Below are 17,254 nucleotides of genomic sequence, written 5' to 3' on the forward strand. Positions count from 1 at the left end.
GGACGCTCGCGCGAGAGCCAAGCCGCATAGATGGCGACGAACAGCGGCTGCAGGCCGTTGACGAGCGCGCCGTGCGAGGCGGGGACGGTCTTCATCGCCCAGGCCGAAAACACCGGAAAGGCGATGATGACGCCCAATGCCGTCACGGCCAGGCCCTTGATTTGTGCGCGGTTGGGCAGACGCTCCCGGCGCCACGCGAGCAGCGCCGCGGCGGGGAGGGCGGCCGCGAGTGCGCGGCCGAGGCCGTTGAGTATCGGGTTGAATTCCTGGACCACGACGTGGGTCATCGGCAGCGTCAAGCTGAAGATGATCACGCCGACAAGACCGAGCAGCATGCCTCGCGTTTCACGCGACTTCGTCATTAAAAGCTCCTGAGAATCAGATCGGCTGCGAACCGGGTGGCGAACCGCGCGGGTTCGCAAGCTCACGCCAGCGTGCGTACGCCGGCCGGTGTTTCGATTTCGGCTGTCAGTGTGGCCATGCCATCGGTGGCGGCTTCCAGCTCGATGAGATGGGCCGCGCCGAGCCATTCGAGCTGGTTGCGTACATCCTCGGCACGCGGGTGCCGCGCTTTCAACGCTTTGAGCGCGAGGCCCGTTGCCGGCAGCCGGTCGCTCGGGTGCGCAAGGGTGTCCCATTGAATCAGCGTGGGTACGATGCCATCGCCGGCGCCTTGCCAGGCGGGGAAGGCGCCGTCCTCGGGTACGGTCAGCCGCCACGTCAGGTCGCCGCGCGTCATCGGGATGACGCTTGCAATGCGCGCCGGATATTGGGCCTGCCAGCGCCCGAGATCCTTGGGACGCGGCACGCGCGCCACCCAATGCGCCAGATAGGGGCCGCGCTCCAGCCGTGCGCGTATCGCCGGATCGTCGAGCCCGAACCAGCGCGGGCGGGCCTGGGAGGCCGGCGCGTCGCCACCGGCACGGTCGCGCTCCACCTGCGGATCGATGGCGATGACTTCCAGATACGCGCCGCCCCAGAGGCCAAGGAGCCGGTTATGCGTGCCCATGGCGGCGTGGGCGCCGCCGGCGGACGGCTCCACGCCAAGCGTATCGGCGACGAAGCGTGTGCCTTCTTCCAGGGTACGGGCGGCAACGACGAGGTGATCGAGTTCGAGCGCGGAGGCGTTTTTCATTGGAATGACGGCAGTTGCGGGGATCAGCACCTTGCCACCGGATAGGCCGATGGCGCGAGGTCCCACGGATTGAAGCCAGCAATCACTTTAATCGGCATGGCCAGCACAGTAACGGTACAATCAGCGCGATACTTCTCGGTACAGTTCGTTGCCACCATGTCTGCTGCCCTGGATCAAATTCCCGCCCCGCACGGCGCTTCGCCGCTAACCCTCGTCGAGCAGTTGGTGCAATGGGCGCGGCGGCGTATCGAAGAGCGCGTGTTCCGGCCCGGCATGCGCATGCCCTCGATCCGCAAGCTGGCGCAGGATAAGGGCGTTTCGCGGTTTACCGTCGTCGAAGCAAACGAAAGGCTGGTCGCGCAGGGCTATCTGGATTCGCGCCGCGGCTCCGGGTTTTACGTGCGCGAGCGCGCCGGCGCTTCGCCGGGTGAGCGCGGCGCGAGCGGCGGGGCGCAGCCCGGTGCGGTGTCGCCGGCTGCGGCGCAGCGCCCGATCGATGTCGTCTGGCTCGTGCGCAATACTCTGCATGCAGGTGCACACGACAAAGGGCCGGGTCTCGGCTATTTGCCCAGCGCTTGGCTCGACGGCGAAATCGTGACATCGGCCTTGCGCGCGCTGGCGCGGCAAAGCGCCACGCAGTGGCTCGGTACCGGTACGGCGCAAGGCTTTCTGCCGCTGCGGCAGCAGCTACAGACTCGCCTGGAGGAGTGGGAAATCGGTGTCGCCCCCGATCAGATCGTCCTCACTTCGGGCATCACGCAGGCAATCGATCTGATCGCGCGCCTTTATGTACAGCCGGGCGACGCCGTCGTTGTCGGCGATCCGGCCTGGTTCCAGATGTTCGGACGATTCGCCGCGCAAGGCGCGCGGCTCGTCGGCATGCCTTACACGCCGGCCGGGCCTGATTTGGACGCGCTCGAGGCGCTCGTGAAGACGTGGCGGCCGAAGATGCTCGTCATCAACTCCGTGTTGCAGAACCCGACGGGCACGTCGCTCTCGCCCGCACAGGCGTTTCGGATCTTGCGTTTGGCAGAGGAATACGATTTTGTCGTGGTCGAAGACGACATCTATGGCGATCTGTGCCCGCCGAGCCATGCCGTGACGCGGCTCGCGACGCTCGACCAGCTCAAACGCGTGATCTACCTCGGCAGCTTTTCAAAGACGCTGACGGGGAGCCTGCGCGTCGGTTTTGTCGCCTGCGCGCCCGAACTTGCTCAGGCGCTCGCCGATCAAAAAGTCCTCATCGGCATGACCACGCCCGAACTCAACGAGCGCCTGATCTACAAGATCCTGACCGAGGGGCACTACCGGCGGTATGTGGAGCGCTTGCGCGTGCGTCTCGACAGCGTGCGGGAGCCATGTGCGAGGATGCTCGAACAAGCCGGATTTTCGTTATTCAACAGGCCGGCCGCGGGCATGTTCCTGTGGGCCGACGCCGGCGTCGACGCCGACGCGTTCGCGGCGGCGGGGCAGGAGGCCGGATACTTGCTGGCTCCTGGCAGCCTGTTTTCTCCGCATCAGTCGCCGACCACCTGGATGCGCTTCAACGTCGCAAACTGTGGCGATCGCGCGCTGCCCGGCTTTCTGGCGGGTTACATCGAAGCGCAGCATCGTTTCGCCCGGCACTTGAAAGGCATGCCGGCTGCCCCCAATTGAGGGTCCGTTGCTCGCCACGCCGCCTGCCCGGGCCGCGGGCGGTGCGAGCGAGCCGTCGTTTCCCGTCATCTACGAACCGCAACGAACGCAAAGGAACTCGAGACCATGGCACAAGAAACCATGAGCTTTCAGGCAGAAGTGAAGCAGCTTCTGCAATTGATGATCCATTCGCTCTACAGCAACAAGGAAATTTTCCTGCGCGAGCTGATTTCGAACGCCTCGGATGCCGCGGACAAGCTGCGCTTCGAAGCGATCGCCAAGAGCGAGCTGTACGAGGACGATCCGAACTTGCGTATTCGCGTTGCGTTCGACAAAGAAGCGCGGACGATCACGATCGACGACAACGGCATCGGCATGAGCCGCGATGAAGCTGTTTCGCACCTTGGCACGATCGCGCGATCGGGCACCAAAGAGTTCTTCTCGCAACTGTCGGGCGATCAGCAAAAGGACGCGGCGCTGATTGGTCAATTCGGCGTGGGCTTTTACTCGGGTTTTATCGTCGCCGACAAAATCACCGTCGAAACCCGCCGTGCCGGCTTGCCGGCCTCGGAAGGCGTACGCTGGATCAGCGCGGGCGAGGGCGATTTCTCCGTCGAAACGATCGAGCGCGCTCAGCGCGGCACGACGATTACGCTGCATCTGCGCGCCGATGAGGACGAGTTGCTGTCGTCGTACCGGCTCCAGTCGATTATCCGCAAGTACTCGGATCACGTTGCGTTGCCGATCCTCATGAAGAAAGAGGAATGGGACGCCGAGAAGGGCGAGATGATCGTCAAGGACGAAGACGAAACGGTCAATCAAGCCAGTGCGCTTTGGACGCGGCCGAAGAGCGAGATCGAAGACGAGCAATACAAGCAGTTCTATCACCATCTCGCTCATGACGAGCAGGACCCGCTGGCGTGGACGCACAACCGCGTCGAAGGCCGCAGCGAGTACACGCAGTTGCTGTATATCCCCGCGCATGCGCCGTTCGATTTGTGGAACCGCGATCACCGCAGCGGCCTGAAGCTCTACGTGAAGCGCGTCTTCATCATGGACGACGCCGAGCAGCTGTTGCCGCCGTATCTGCGCTTCGTGAAGGGCGTGGTGGATTCCGCCGATCTGCCGCTGAACGTCTCGCGCGAAATCTTGCAGGAGAGCCGCGACGTCAAGGTCATCCGCGAGGGCGTGACCAAGCGCGTCCTGTCGATGCTCGAGGAGATGGCCGGCGCCGAGACCGAGGAAGGCAAGGCCAAGTACACCACGTTCTGGAAGGAATTCGGCCAGGCGTTCAAGGAAGGGCTCGGCGAAGATTTCTCGAATCGCGAGCGGATCGGCAAGCTCGTGCGCTTTGCGTCGACGCATACGGATTCTGCCGAGCAGACGGTTGCGCTCGCCGATTATGTGGCGCGCATGAAGCCCGAGCAGACGAAGATCTACTACGTGACGGCCGATACGTGGCAAGCGGCGAAGAACAGCCCGCATCTCGAAGTGTTCCGCAAGAAGGGCATCGAAGTGCTGCTGTTGACTGACCGCGTCGACGAGTGGGCGCTGGCGTACTTCACCGAGTTCGATGGCAAGCCGCTAGCCAGCGTGGCCCGCGGCGATCTGGATCTGAACGCATTCGACGACGAAGAGAAGAAAGCGCACGAGGCGATTGGCGAGACGATGAAACCGCTCGTCGAGAAGATGAAGGACGTGCTGAAGGACAAGGCGAAAGACGTGCGCTTGACATTCCGGCTGACCGATTCGCCGTCGTGTCTCGTCGCCGACGATGGCGAGATGACGGGTTATCTGCAGCGCATGCTGAAGGCGGCGGGGCAAAAAACGCCCGAGTTTCATCCGATCCTCGAAATCAATCCCGAGCATGCGCTGGTAAAAGCGCTATCGCCCGAGCATGGCGACTTCGGCGATTGGTGCAACCTGCTGTTCGACCAGGCTGTGTTGGCTGAGGGCGGCACGCTCGACGATCCGGCGAGCTTCGTGAAGCGCACCAATGCGCTCTTGCTCGCGCGGTGATGCGCGCGGCGCGTCTAGGTTATGACGCCACGAGCCGCGCCTGGCGCGCGGCTCACAAGCCTGTCACGACGTTCGATCAGAAGGACTGGCTCACGCGCGGCGGTTCGCTGACGGCGCATTTGCGCTCGCTCGGCAACGTGCGAGTGCGAGTGACGCGGGAGGCGGTCGATCGCGCGTGGGCCGATGAATGTGCCGCGTTGCGCGTTGCGCCGCGTACGCGGGTGTGGGTGCGGGAAGTGGTGCTGGAAGTGGACGGCGTGCCGTTTGTCGCCGCGCACAGCATCGCGCCGCTTCCGGCGAGCCGCAGCGTGTGGCAGGCGATGCGGCGGCTGTCGACGCGGCCGCTTGCCGAGCTGCTTTATGCCGATAGTACGGTGGCGCGGTCGGTGCTGGTCAGCACGCGGCTTGCGCCCCGGCATCCCCTGGCGGTGCTCGCTCGGCGCGAGGTGGCGGGGGGCGCGCCCCCTATGCTGCTTGCGCGGCGCTCGGTGTTCGTGCGGCATGGTGCGCCGCTGATGGTGACCGAATGCATGCTGCCTGCGTTGTGGGCGTGTCTCGATGCGCGGCGCGATGGCTACGTATGCGATGGTTCGATGTCTTCTTATCCTCAACCTCACCTTCCGCATGACCGTGGGGGCCGCCCCGCCCGGCCCGATCACGCGGGACATGCATCCAGCCGCGCAACCGAGGGTGCGCCGCTTGGGCTCCTCGCGCGGCGCGCTGGGCCGCCTTCTTCATCGTGACCTTCAAGCATTCGTTCGCGCCCGTCGTGAACGAGCATACGCGTGTACTCGTGTTGGGCAGCCTGCCCGGCGAAGCGTCGCTCGCGCAAAGCCAGTACTACGCGCATCCGCAAAATCGGTTTTGGCATTTGATCGGGGATGTGATTGGGGTGGCGTTGCCGGGGATGGCGTACGAGGCGCGGCTGCAAACGCTGCTCGATCATCGGGTGGGGTTGTGGGATGTAATTGCGAAGGCGAAAAGAGAAGGCAGTCTCGATAGCCGCATTCGCGATCATGCGACGAACGATCTCGCGGCGCTGGTGGCCGCGTTGCCGAATCTTGTGGCGGTGGCATTCAATGGCGGCACCGCGGCGAAGATCGGAATGCAGCTGTTGGCCGAAAGCCGTCTGTCGCTCGATCTCATCAAGCTGCCGTCGAGCAGTCCCGCTTATGCGGCTGTGCCTTATGAGGAGAAGCTAAAGGCGTGGGACGCGTTGCGCAAGTGGTTGCTGGTGTAGACCTCCGAAAGACGATTCTCTGCATACCTCGGGGAGTGTTTCTACGCAAGCTATCGTAGCGAGGAACGCCACAAGCTCCTCATCTGTGCCGATGCTTTCTGGCGTCGACGGAGACGGCTGGTATTGGATTGAGGCGACAGTCCGACGAGCGAAGCGCGTCGAAGAAAGTCTATTCCTCGACTTGCTTACGGATGTCTCCGATTATGAATTCTGACAACCCGCTCGCTCCAGTCGATAAGGCGTTCTCCGTGGCGAGCGATTGTTTCAAGGTCGCTACGCGCACGATTCAGGTCCAGCACGAGGAACTCATCCGCCGCACCCAGTTCATCGGAGCTGCGGAGGAAGAAGCAAATATGGTCCTTCGAGATGCGGCAAAACAGGTCGGGCAGGTCAAACAGATCAAGCAATATCGAGACTGGATCGCTCATCAAAACCCGAACAAGCCAACCCCAACTCAAGCTACCCCGGAATTGGCAAGCGATAACGCCGTTTAGTCGACGGGAGAGGCGTCTAGCACCTCCCCCGTGCGGATTGTCGCGATGAACGGTTCGCGGCCGCAGTCACCGCCTTCGTTTCAAGAAGTAAAAAAACGCGGCAATGGCGAACACGCCGAGTGCGTCGACTGCAGCCAGTACTGGCAGCGGGTTGGACCATTTGTCCATGTTCGTCGTTCGGTCATAGTACGGCGGTCCGCTGCCGAACGCCTCCGTGAGATTGACGACGTTGAACGCGACAATCAGCGCGACGAGTACCAGCAACGTCACGCCGAAGGCTATACGCAACGATCGGTTCTTCGTCATGTCAATGCGCGTATTCGACAGTTAGTGGAATATAGCAATCTGGCGATTTCGCGGTTGCAGCCTTCAAGTCACGGACGAGGTCTTCCATCCGGCTATGAAGATTGATGCATCCCGCGCTTCCTGCGTGTGTGCCGCCGTGGATGAAGAACCCGCCGCGTTCGAAGGTCTGCGTCCCTGGGAACACGTGGATCGTAAGTCGATGATCGCCCCATGCAGCGCGTGGTGCCAGGCTGTACCAACGATTCGTCCACATCTGCGAGGGCTGCACCCAGTATTTTCCGGCTGGAATTGGACCCGTGCTGCGCTCATGTTGCCGCACGGCGGAATAGTCGAAACCGCCAGAGTCTGTTGCTCGGCCTGAGACGGCAGGATAGGCCCGCGTCGGCGAGCCCATCATCGTCAGAAATCGACCGTCAAACCGTAGCGAAATATTCGCTTTGCCGCAAACAGGAGCGGTCGGTACGCCGAGCTCGGCGGCGTATCTATTTGGCATTACCTTGGCCCTCTTATATTTGTATGATGAGAGCGCATTATAGGTCACGGGCCCCTTGTGCCGAGAAGTTAAGGGCGTGGGAGGCGTTGCGTAAGTGGCTGGCGGCTTAGCTTCGTAACAGAAGGCTTACGTCTGCCGAAGCCGGGCGCGCGCGGCTTCAATTGCTTGATGAAGCTGTCGATCCGACGCCGGAACGTAAAAAAAATAAATTGGGGCGCGAACCAGATCGCGTCGGCATCGCCTCTTAGCTTCCGGAGAGATCGTCTCTCAGCTTGAGAAAGGAAGCAAGCCCATGTTTTACGTCAAGAATGTTCCCGGCTGGGAACGCGTCGTCCGCATTGTTCTCGGTGCCGTTGGTGCGGCGCTTTCAATCCTGTTTCTCAAAGGTATAGTTGGAATCGTCGGAGCGGTCGCCGCCGCCGGCGTTACCATGTCCGGCCTAGTGGGGTTTTGCCCCGCCTGCGCTATGGTGGGACGGCGTGTCGCGAAACAACAGAAGCGGTGACATGTCTCTCGACGAAGAAAAGCGAGCAGCAATCGACGCAGCGCGCTCGGGCGATCCCATAGCGCTCGAGCGCCTGTTGCGTGTGTTTCAGCCGGACATACGCCGCTATGCGCAGCGCAATTGCTTCATTTCGGACGTCGACGATGCGGTCCAGGAAGTCCTGCTCATCATCGCACGCAAGTTCGAGTCGGTCCGCGCCGTCGCTGCATTCTCGGGCTGGCTCTTCAGTGTGGTACGCCACGAATGCAGACGACTCGGCCGCAAGGCGTTGAACTTCGATCCTTACAACGAAGAGGAGGTCGATCGATGGCTAGCGCGGCACGACACCGATTCGCTGCGCCGTGAATTGATCGATGCGCTGGAGTCGCTACCACCCGATTACCGCGACGTCCTCTTACTCCGGGACTTCGAGGAACTCACGATCGGCGAGATCGCTGCGCGTCTCGGCTCGTCCGTCCCGGCGACTAAAAGCCGCCTGCATCGTGCGCGAACGCTGGCGCGCGAATATCTGCTTGCCTGGCCACAATAGCCCCTGGGCAGACGCGGCAGCGGTGGGCATCGGGGGGGGGCGCTGCCTTCGCGCGTGAAATGACGATGAGGTTCAACGCGATCCGCATCTCGACATTTATGCAGTTGCCGCCGCCATCATGCGAATGACATTTTCAGCTCCACGCCTGAGTAGTTGATGCGCGGCGCCACTTGGCGGACGCCCCGAAACCCCGAACCAGCGATTCGGAAATCCTGCTCATTCGCCGGGAGTCTGTGGTGCCTTTGCTCCTGGTTTTGAGATGTATCCGATGCTAGGGTGACGCTTTCGACCGCGGTGCGGGACAGCGAGGGACAACATCCATCGAGCACTGATCCTGCCCATAGAGTGGGTGCGTCCTACCGGTGTATGATAGTGTCATACTGGGACGGATAAGGAGCCAAATCATGGCTAGCGAACGCTTGACGATTACGTTGACGCCTGAACTGCTCGACTTTGTCCGCGAGCAAACCGCGGGCGGGGACTACAACAGCGATAGCGAGGTGATCAGAGACGGGCTTCGGCTGCTGAAGGAGCGGGACAAGGCTGTTCGGCAATGGCTAGCCGAGGAGGTGGTGCCTGCCTACCTCCAATACAAAGCCAATCCAGCAACTGCGATGACCCGGGAGCAGATCGAGGAAAAGCTGAATCATGAGCGCCGCAAACGTCGTGGGAATAAAACGGGGTCTACTGGGTGAGGAAGTATAAAGTTCAGTACTTGCAGTCGTTCTACGAAATGCTTCAGAACATCGAGTCTTACATGGTTGACCATGGTCGCTCGGATGCTTCGATCGATCGCTACAGGTCGACCGTGTTCGATACGTGCGAAACATTCGCCACATTTCCGAATCGTGGCACCAGTCAGGGTGACCTGATGGCTGGGCTTCGAACGTGGAACATTGAAGGGGAGACTATGCTCGCATACGCGGTGGATGACTCGGCGTCGACGGTTACGTTCGCGGGCATTACATACGGTGGCCAAAACTGGACCGAGATCTTCTCTATGCATCCTTCGGGATTCCGGTCTGCACGCCATTGACGTTCGCATCGATATGGGAAGGGCAAATCTCCGTGAGGCGTGCGAAGGTGCCCATGAACTCAAGAATGGTCGATATCCGCTGCAACCCGTCGATGAGTTCCCAGGTGCCGTCAGCCTTCATTGCCGGGCATGGAGTACGAAGCGCGGCTGCGAGCGCTACTCGATCATCCGGTGGGGCTGTGGGATGCGAAGACATGCGCCTCATGCCCCAATCACGAATCGCCGCGGTGCACCGGCGAGTGACGGGGAGAGCCACGTCAAAGCTTGCAAATTCCTAACAGCTAAGCTTTAATGAGGCTGTCTACATTCGAGGTCGCTCATCGAGCGGCCCGTTTGAGGTCATAGCCGTGCATTTCGTCCCAAATCCTCCTGTCCTTGCGTGTTTCCATTTTCGGAGCCTGTCTGAAAAGGACACCTGTTGGCTTCGAAACCCGGGGACTGCGAAACGCACACGGAGCCGCGCTATTCCCGCGGATAAGTCAGCACTTCCTTTTGCCCGGTTCTTCGCATAACAGCGAAGAGCCGGGCCCCTACCAGACCCGACCGGCCCACGACGACATGCTGTCGCGCCTCTCCTAACGGCGAGCGAGGCAGACATCGCGCACGAGTGCGCGCGCTCGTGTGTCGCGTCCGACAGGATCCCCGTTGCGCTGCTGATGTGCGGCTTTGCCGCGCTTGAAATGCGGCGGGGCTGACTACGTGTTAGAGAAACGGGAAAGCCATGACAAAGCATCCGAAACATCCATTCGAGGTGGTTCGAGTCAGGAAGGCGCGCACCATCGAGGTCGCAAATCGGCCCGCAGATATGCAGATGTCTGTTTCGCAGGCGCGACACGTCGACCCATTGAGTTACTGCTCGACATATCGGGGTTACGGTCTGAAGGCCCACGCGCAGCCCACGGATACCGATCTGTATGCGGCTGACGTTGCGATTGAACGGCCGGGGTGCTCAATACGTCACTTCCGTGCCCTGGACTATTTCTACACCGCGGCAGAGGCCCTAGGTTATGCGACACGCTGGGGGAGGATATGGGTCGATTACCGACTGCGCAAAGTCGCAGAAAGCGTCATGCGTAGCGACAAAGTCGAACGGCAGACTTGACGCTGCTCGCGCAACTCAGGAGGTCTCAGTCATGCAAATGCATACTGCACTGCCGGACACGCGGGCTCTGCGCTTCGTCCTGCGGGATGCGGCCAACCCGACCGCAGCACTGCTTTACTGGCTCGGCGCTGCGAAACCTTCAACGAACGCGAGCTTTGCTGAAGTCGTCCAGCGCTTCGCGCCGCTGATGCAAGTCATCTTTGCTGAGGAGCGTCCCGGCGCGTTTGTCAACCGGGATGCCGTCCGCGAAGCGCATCGTTCGGGCACGGCCACACGGCTAATCTTTCTCGACGAGTCCTGGCTGGATATATTGGATGACAGCCATTGCTCGGACATCTGCAATCTGTATTCTTGCCGGAGGCAATCATGCTGCTCTCCCAAATTCAATCTTCCATGGATGTAAAGACACATGCGCAAACCGAGCGCATCGTGTCCGAAAGCGACTTGGCTCAACTGAAGGCGTGTGTTCATTTGCCGACGGTGACGCCGCAGCAGCGAGCGATGGTGGAAATGCTCGAAAGCACCGCTCTACTCGTCGGCCCTGAGCAGATTCCCCCGGACGTCGTCACGATGAACACGACCATTGAGTGCACGGTTGTCGACAGCGCTAACACATATCATTGGACGCTGGTTTATCCCGATAGGGCGGACTACCTGATGGGGCGTCTGTCCGTCCTGTCGCCTGCCGGCATTTCACTTTTGGGTGCGCGATGTAGTCAGACCGTGACGTGCCGACCACCGAGCGGCGTGCAGATCCGTTACTTGATCAAAGCGATCCTGCTGCAACCGGAGCGTCGCCATCTGGCGCAGTGACGCCGTGGGCTACCACCTCACTCGCGAGGTGGTAGCCAGGCAGTTGCAACCATCAAGGCCCCTGGTCATATCATGACCGAAGTGCGCTCATCGTCGTGGACGGGCACGGTGAATTGAAACACTGCGCCTCGGGGCTCGTTCGCGCTCACCGTGAGACGCCCCCCGTGCGCTGCCACGATCGATCGGCAGATGGATAGCCCCATGCCCATTCCACCCTGCTTTGTCGTATAGAACGGCTCGAAAAGGTGTGCCTTGTTCTCGAAGGCCACCCCCGGCCCTGAATCGCATACCGTGATGAGAATGCTGCCCGCTTCGTCCCGGGTCGTGCCGATGTCCAATTCTCGCGGCCCGTCCTCAACGGCACTCAGCGCTTCAATGGCGTTGATGATCAAGTTCAGTATCACTTGCTGGAGCTGGACACGATCTCCTTCGACCAGGGGCAAATCTTCGGTAAGCCGCGTTTGCATCGACACGCCGCTGTTCACGAGTTCACCCTGCGTCAAAGCAACGACTTCCCGAATTGCGTCATTGATTTGCAGCTTCTCCTTACACGGGGGAACATTCTTGGCAAGGCCGCGAATACGGTTCACAACCTCGCTGGCACGCTTGGCGTCCTCGATTACGTGCTCAAACGACCTCCGGGCCTCTTCCAAGTTTGGCGGTTGCGCACTCAGCCAATGCAGACCGGCCTGTGCTTGCAGCACGTTGGCCGAGATCGGTTGCTTGACTTCATGGGTGATCGAGGCTGCGAGCTGCCCCATCGTCGTGACGCGGTTCGCGTGGGCCAGCTCCGCCTGCATCTTGCGCAAGTCCTCTTCGGCGCGCTTACGCTCAGTCAGATCGAGCACGAAAGCGATTCCTTCGTTGCCCTCTGCTTCGATCATGGCCGCGCCGATCATGACGGGAACACGGCTGCCGTCCTTCCGGATGTACTCCTTCTCATAGGGCTGAGCGGTACCGGTGCTCATCGCCTCAGCCAACGCACGCGCGTCATCCTCGCGCAACTCCGGCGGCGTCATGTCGGTCCAGCGCATCCGACCGGACACGAGATCTTCCCGTTCGTAACCCACGATGCGAAGAAACGCTTCATTGGCCTCCACGATGCCACCGTCGATTTGCCAGAACATAATGCCAATAATATTGGCTTCGACAAGGCGCCGAATCTTGGCTTCGCGCTCTTCGAGCTGACTGCTCACGGTCGTCAGCGTTTTCAAGTCAGCCTGTAGCACGTCGCGGCACTGGAGTAAGAGTCTGAGGAAAAGCGCGCTATAAGCGTTCCTCTTGCTATCCAGAACGCAAATCGTTCCAAATACGGCGCCATCGGGCCAACTGATGGGCACCCCCAGATATGAAATCATCCCGAGCTTGATATCGGGGTTCGATTTCCACTCTTCGTCCTGGAGAGCGTCGGGAACAAGCAGCGGCCGCCGGTTCTTTATCACGGTCTCGCAATAGAGCCCCGTGTTCAAAGGCGCTGTTTCATTCGCCTCGTAAGGATTCCCTTTGGACTCGCTGGACACGAAGACCTTGATGCTCGGGGGCTCGACTTGCATGACCAACGCGGAAGGAACGTGCATCAGTTCCGCGAGCAGATCGACAATCTCTTGCCACTTCATGACGATGTCGGGGGGGACTTGGGTAGAGCGTGGCATGGTCCGATCGCTAAGAATCTTTTGCGCCAGGCGAGGGCGCCATTTCCGGCCCTGCTGGGCCTTTGATGACAGCGCTTATATCGTCTCGCCATCTCAATAGTAGCCCTTTTGCGCCACTGTGATGCGACCTTGGCTCCCATGCAGGAGCGCTTGATGGGTCGCGCAACCTGTTGTCAAGCTGCTCAATGCGCACACCTTGGTGGCCCTTGCGGTGATCGCCTATTGCGACGACGGTGACGCCGACATTTCCGTATAAAGCCATGGCTTAAAGTAATTTCGCTTTGTGCCGATATTTCCTCTGGATAGCGAACTAAACGGCCTAGCGGAAAAACAGCGTTCATGTCCAACTTAAAGCCCCGTCGGCAGCGGATCCGACGCTGCCTTCTCGCGCCGCTGATGGCGGTGGCGGCAGTCGCGGCTATGTCATCTGCCGATGCGGCCGATGCTTGGTACGATGGCGCGACCCCAGTCTTTCGCCATATCGAAGTGTCCGGCGACATCGCCCCTACAGCGATGTTGCAGGACCGGGACGGCTTGATCTGGATTGGTTCGCAGACGGGCCTGGCGAGCTGGGATGGCTATCGCTTCCACGGCTATGTCGCCAATCCGGGCAGTCCCGGCAGCTTGCCCTCATCCTACGTTAACGCGCTGTGCGAGGACCGCGACGGCCACCTCTGGGTCGCCACCGATACCGGCGGTCTGGCGCGGCTCGACAAGGCAACGGACCGTTTCTCGGTGCTGGGCGCCGGTCCCCACGGGTTGAGCAGCCAAAGCGTGTTCGCGCTCGCCGCCGATGGTAAGGACGGCCTTTGGGTGGGCACGGCCGCCGGATTGGACCGGCTGGACCTGGTTAGCGGCAACGTGCGGCATCAAGCCGAGGGAGGCATCCCGCCAGGTCTTCCGGTGCAACGCATCAACGCTCTGCTCGTCGACCGGCGCGGCGATCTGTGGGTCGGGACGATGTACGGCGCCTACCTGCTGCGTCCTGGCGCCCGTGCCTTCCAGCCGGTGTCGACGCTCGCGAGTACCGCAGGTGCCGTCGAAGTGTGGCAATTGATGGAGGACGATGCTGGGCGTATCTGGGTGGGAACGCGCGCCACGGGCGCTTTTGTGATCGAAGCGGGAACGACGACGGCTCGTCAGATACACGAGAGTGAACCGAGCGGCAAAAAAGGGAGCGAGGCCGACTGGGTCGACGCGATGGTCGATGCCGGCGCAGGCCAAGTATGGCTCGGCACTTGGCCTCGGGGCATTTTACAGGTGGACACGCGCACCTGGGCGACGCGGCGCCTCCGCCATGACCCTGCGGTATCAGGGAGCATAGGCCAGGATGGTGTGTCGGTGATGCTGCGTGATCGCAGCGGCCTCGTTTGGGCCGGGGGCCCGAATCTGTTCGATTCGATCGACCCGCAACAGCGGGCGATTTCCGCCTGGTACGGTGGTGGCGGCCGCCTGCTCGGCGGTACGAACGCGGCCGTCACCGCCGTGCTCGCGCGGCCCGACGGCAGCGTCTGGCTCGGCAGCAACAACGGCGGCGTCGACATCGTTCCGCCTGACTGTGCGCATCGCCGGCAACTGCCCGCCGCCGGGGATGGTCAGTCCAGCACGACGCTCCCCAAGAGCCCAGTCCTTTCTATGGCGGATGCACCGGACGGCGAAGTCTACATCGGTACCGCCAAGGGTCTTTACCGGACCCGCGACCAGGGCCGCGGTGTCGAGCGGATGGAGTTCGGTGGCCTGTCGCCCACTGCGTTGACGAGAGCGCTGTACATGACCGGCAGCCGGCTCTGGATCGCGGAAAATACCGGGCTGAGTTATGTCGATCAGCCAGGGCAAGGTGCGATGGCGCGGCCTGTGGCCGGCCTGCAGGGGATCGACACCATGACGCTCAACGACACCAGAGACGGCTCATTGTGGGTGGGAACGTCGACGGGCCTGGCGCGATACTGGCCCGCAACGGGCCGCGTCGAGTGGCCCTGGCCGGAGACGGCGGCACACGCCGGTTTGCCCCGCAGCGAGGTTACGTCGGTGGCCAAGGACAGCCGTGGCAGGCTGTGGGTCTCGCTCTACGGCGGCGGCGTGCGTGTGATCGAGCCCGGCGCGGGTGGAGCGGCTGCGCAAGTGCGCGGCGTCGGACATGAGCAGGGCTTGCGCAACAACGCCGCGAACGCCTTGTTGCTCGATGCGCGAGGCAACGCATGGGTGAGCACCGAAAACGGCATCCTGCGCATCGACCATGACACGCTTGCGACGACGCTGCTGCAACAAGCCGATGGCGTCGGGCTCATGTCCTACTGGACGTCGGCGGCCGGCGCTGCATCGCAAGACGACCTGCTGTTTGGCGGCTACGGTTTGACGATCGTGCATCCGGACCAATTTCGCCCTTCGCACTTCAAGGCACCGATAGTCCTCACCGATCAGAACGGCCGGCCTGCGTCGCCGGCCGGCATGACGCTCGGCCCTTCGCAACGCACGTTGGAGGTAAGGTTCGCGCTGCTCGACTACCGGGCCCCCGAACGCACGCGCTACGCCTACCGTCTGGCCGGCCTGGAGGACGCATGGACCGACTCGCCCGCCGCATTGCGCATCGCCCACTACACGAATTTGCCGCCGGGCGACTACACGCTCCAGGTGCGAGCGTCGAACAGTCCAACTCAGTGGACGGCTTCGGCGAGCCTGCCCATCCACGTTGTGCCGGCGTGGTACGAAACGATTGCGTTTCGCGCGATCGTGGCAATGCTGCTGCTTGCATGCTTCGGTATGCTGCTGCAACTGCGCACGCAGCTGCTGCGTCGCCGTGCCGCGGCGTTAGAGGCGCTGGTCGCGCAGCGAACCCACGAACTCCAGCAACGCTCCGATGAACTCGTGCTCCGCACGGCGGAATTGCAAGCTAGCGAACAGCGGCTTGCGCAGCTGGCTTACTTCGATGGGCTGACGGGCCTTGCGAACCGGCGGCATTTCAATGACGATCTGCAACACATGATTCAACTGGCGCGGCGAGGCGCCGAATTTGCGCTTTTGCTCGTCGATCTCGACCGTTTCAAGCCAATCAATGATGCGTATGGCCACGATGCCGGCGACGCGGTGCTGAACGCTGTGGGGTCACGCCTGCGCACGGCAACACGTGAAGTCGATCTTGTTTCGCGGCTCGGCGGCGATGAGTTTGCGGTATTGCTTAGCCAACCGGGCGACGGCAAAGAGGTGGCCGCCGTTTGCGAACGCATCCTCGCTGCGTTTGCTGAACCGATACGGTATGGCGGCCTGTCGTTGGAAGTAGGAGCGAGCATCGGCGTGGCCCGATGCCCGCATGACGCACACGATGCCATGGCGCTTTACAAGGCCGCAGACGTGGCGCTCTACGCGGCGAAAGAGGCCGGTCGCGGCGTCTGGAGATCGGCAGAGGTCGCGTTTGAGGTCGGCGAGGGCCGGCCGGGATAAGCGTTCATGCGCTGCAGTGCCCGCTCCGCTATCGTTTCTCGGTTACCCGTTCCCAACCATGCCGCACTGCGGCCTTGAAGCGTTCCCACGCGCTTCCCGGATAACGCGACTCCCATTGCTCGCGCGCACTCGGTTCGATTTCTTGCCACTCACGCCCGCGGTAGCGCTCGTCCTGTCTGAACGTAGCGCCATGAGTATAGGCGCGTTCGTACTCGTCATCGGGAACGCGGCTCTCCGCACCGTTCTCATGATCGCGACGGAGTTCGTCGTCGTAAGACGCATCGACATCGAGCGGGGTCCCCATGATCGGGTCGCCGACATAACGTGTGTCGGACGCTGGCTCTGCTTGCGCAGCGCTCGCTGGGTCTTCTCGCCGAAGGTCGCTGCCGGCCTGGAGTCCCGCATTCGTGCCTGTAGGCGTGCGCACAGGCTCGGTATCCCGTGTGTGCAATGAAGATGCGACTGGTTGTGGCGCCGCTGGTCGTAGCGGCGGCACGGATTGCGTCACCGGCGCTGGGCGCCCTTCAGTACGCGTCGATACCTGTTGCATATCGCCTGACATTCGCTGCGCCGCCGAGGAGAAATCGGCGCGTTGCGTCGAAGCGCCGCCCGTGGTCGCGGGCTCGCTGCTTTCCATCGACGACTGTCCTGTAGCGGGCAATTCGTGGCTCGGCGCACTGCGGCGCGGATCCGTTTGCCCAGGCGAATACGCCGACGATTGCTCTTGCGTGTCCACGCTGCCGCGGATCGGCTCCTCCTTCGCTTGTTCGCCCGCTCCGGTGCGCCAGGCTTTGGTGCGCTCGCCGATGTCGGTCGCACCGGCGCGACGCATGATGTCGCAGGCGAGGTCGACATGC

The 17,254-nt window shown here is 61.9% G+C and carries 17 protein-coding genes and 1 pseudogene; 11 read left to right on the forward strand and 7 right to left on the reverse strand.

What is annotated here, in order from left to right:
* Positions 1–362, reverse strand: a 362-nt coding sequence (locus ACTHL0_RS25065) for an EamA family transporter (protein WP_440569765.1), incomplete at its 3' end; no start/stop codon positions are given.
* A 62-nt stretch (positions 363–424) separates the two neighbouring features.
* The gene (locus tag ACTHL0_RS25070) at positions 425–1,135 is read right to left on the reverse strand and encodes a VOC family protein (RefSeq protein WP_440569766.1); all 711 of its coding nucleotides are present in this window, start codon (positions 1,133–1,135) and stop codon (positions 425–427) included.
* Positions 1,136–1,291: 156 nt separating this feature from the next.
* Between ACTHL0_RS25070 and ACTHL0_RS25075 the strand changes: the two genes are divergently transcribed.
* The 5 genes from ACTHL0_RS25075 to ACTHL0_RS25095 all read left to right on the forward strand — a co-directional run bounded on the left by ACTHL0_RS25075 (position 1,292) and on the right by ACTHL0_RS25095 (position 6,523).
* The gene (locus tag ACTHL0_RS25075) at positions 1,292–2,791 is read left to right on the forward strand and encodes a PLP-dependent aminotransferase family protein (RefSeq protein WP_440569767.1); all 1,500 of its coding nucleotides are present in this window, start codon (positions 1,292–1,294) and stop codon (positions 2,789–2,791) included.
* A 105-nt stretch (positions 2,792–2,896) separates the two neighbouring features.
* Positions 2,897–4,789, forward strand: coding sequence for a molecular chaperone HtpG (htpG, locus tag ACTHL0_RS25080; protein ID WP_440569768.1), 1,893 nt, complete (start codon positions 2,897–2,899; stop codon positions 4,787–4,789).
* Positions 4,789–5,532: a chorismate--pyruvate lyase family protein gene (locus ACTHL0_RS25085; RefSeq protein ID WP_440569770.1), complete on the forward strand. Its 744-nt coding sequence runs from the start codon at positions 4,789–4,791 to the stop codon at positions 5,530–5,532. The genes htpG and ACTHL0_RS25085 overlap by 1 nt, the downstream gene beginning before the upstream one ends.
* Positions 5,529–6,029 (forward strand): DNA-deoxyinosine glycosylase, encoded by a 501-nt coding sequence (locus ACTHL0_RS25090; RefSeq protein ID WP_440569771.1) that lies wholly within the window; start codon positions 5,529–5,531, stop codon positions 6,027–6,029. Before ACTHL0_RS25085 ends, ACTHL0_RS25090 begins: the two co-directional genes overlap by 4 nt.
* A 203-nt stretch (positions 6,030–6,232) precedes the next feature.
* Positions 6,233–6,523 carry a hypothetical protein gene (locus ACTHL0_RS25095; RefSeq protein WP_440569772.1) on the forward strand — a complete coding sequence of 97 codons (291 nt, stop codon included), beginning with the start codon at positions 6,233–6,235 and terminating at the stop codon, positions 6,521–6,523.
* 66 nt (positions 6,524–6,589) lie between these two features.
* On the opposite strand, the gene ACTHL0_RS25100 is transcribed toward ACTHL0_RS25095, so the two are convergent.
* Positions 6,590–6,829 carry a hypothetical protein gene (locus tag ACTHL0_RS25100; RefSeq protein WP_440569773.1) on the reverse strand — a complete coding sequence of 80 codons (240 nt, stop codon included), beginning with the start codon at positions 6,827–6,829 and terminating at the stop codon, positions 6,590–6,592.
* A 1-nt stretch (position 6,830) separates the two neighbouring features.
* Complete coding sequence (locus tag ACTHL0_RS25105; protein WP_440569774.1) at positions 6,831–7,370, reverse strand: tlde1 domain-containing protein; 540 nt, start codon at positions 7,368–7,370, stop codon at positions 6,831–6,833.
* A gap of 244 nt (positions 7,371–7,614) precedes the next feature.
* Here ACTHL0_RS25105 and ACTHL0_RS25110 point away from each other — a divergent pair, with 244 nt between their 5' ends.
* From ACTHL0_RS25110 to ACTHL0_RS25120, 3 genes are all read left to right on the forward strand, one after another.
* Positions 7,615–7,827 (forward strand): YgaP family membrane protein, encoded by a 213-nt coding sequence (locus tag ACTHL0_RS25110; protein WP_440569775.1) that lies wholly within the window; start codon positions 7,615–7,617, stop codon positions 7,825–7,827.
* Between the two features lies 1 nt (position 7,828).
* The gene (locus ACTHL0_RS25115; RefSeq protein WP_440569776.1) at positions 7,829–8,356 is read left to right on the forward strand and encodes an RNA polymerase sigma factor; all 528 of its coding nucleotides are present in this window, start codon (positions 7,829–7,831) and stop codon (positions 8,354–8,356) included.
* 404 nt (positions 8,357–8,760) lie between these two features.
* The gene (locus tag ACTHL0_RS25120) at positions 8,761–9,051 is read left to right on the forward strand and encodes a type II toxin-antitoxin system ParD family antitoxin (RefSeq protein ID WP_440569777.1); all 291 of its coding nucleotides are present in this window, start codon (positions 8,761–8,763) and stop codon (positions 9,049–9,051) included.
* Between the two features lie 303 nt (positions 9,052–9,354).
* On the opposite strand, the gene ACTHL0_RS25125 is transcribed toward ACTHL0_RS25120, so the two are convergent.
* A complete protein-coding gene (locus ACTHL0_RS25125) occupies positions 9,355–9,588 on the reverse strand; it encodes a hypothetical protein (RefSeq protein ID WP_440569778.1) in 234 nt (77 codons plus the stop codon).
* 937 nt (positions 9,589–10,525) lie between these two features.
* On the opposite strand from ACTHL0_RS25125, the gene ACTHL0_RS25130 reads away from it, so the two are divergent.
* Positions 10,526–10,897 carry a hypothetical protein gene (locus ACTHL0_RS25130; protein WP_440569779.1) on the forward strand — a complete coding sequence of 124 codons (372 nt, stop codon included), beginning with the start codon at positions 10,526–10,528 and terminating at the stop codon, positions 10,895–10,897.
* Entirely contained in the window at positions 10,861–11,307 is a 447-nt protein-coding gene (locus ACTHL0_RS25135; protein WP_440569780.1) for a GreA/GreB family elongation factor, read from the forward strand. Before ACTHL0_RS25130 ends, ACTHL0_RS25135 begins: the two co-directional genes overlap by 37 nt.
* 65 nt (positions 11,308–11,372) lie before the next feature.
* Here ACTHL0_RS25135 and ACTHL0_RS25140 read toward each other — a convergent pair whose 3' ends face one another.
* Positions 11,373–12,923, reverse strand: a complete 1,551-nt coding sequence (locus tag ACTHL0_RS25140) for a GAF domain-containing sensor histidine kinase (protein ID WP_440569781.1) — start codon at positions 12,921–12,923, stop codon at positions 11,373–11,375.
* Between the two features lie 456 nt (positions 12,924–13,379).
* Here ACTHL0_RS25140 and ACTHL0_RS25145 point away from each other — a divergent pair, with 456 nt between their 5' ends.
* The gene (locus tag ACTHL0_RS25145) at positions 13,380–16,397 is read left to right on the forward strand and encodes a diguanylate cyclase domain-containing protein (protein WP_440569783.1); all 3,018 of its coding nucleotides are present in this window, start codon (positions 13,380–13,382) and stop codon (positions 16,395–16,397) included.
* Positions 16,398–16,425: 28 nt separating this feature from the next.
* Here ACTHL0_RS25145 and ACTHL0_RS25150 read toward each other — a convergent pair.
* Positions 16,426–17,254 (reverse strand): annotated as a pseudogene (locus tag ACTHL0_RS25150) (hypothetical protein); the annotation flags it as partial.

This window comes from Trinickia sp., from assembly GCF_051961175.1.
In the GTDB taxonomy this organism is placed as follows: Bacteria; Pseudomonadota; Gammaproteobacteria; order Burkholderiales; family Burkholderiaceae; genus Trinickia.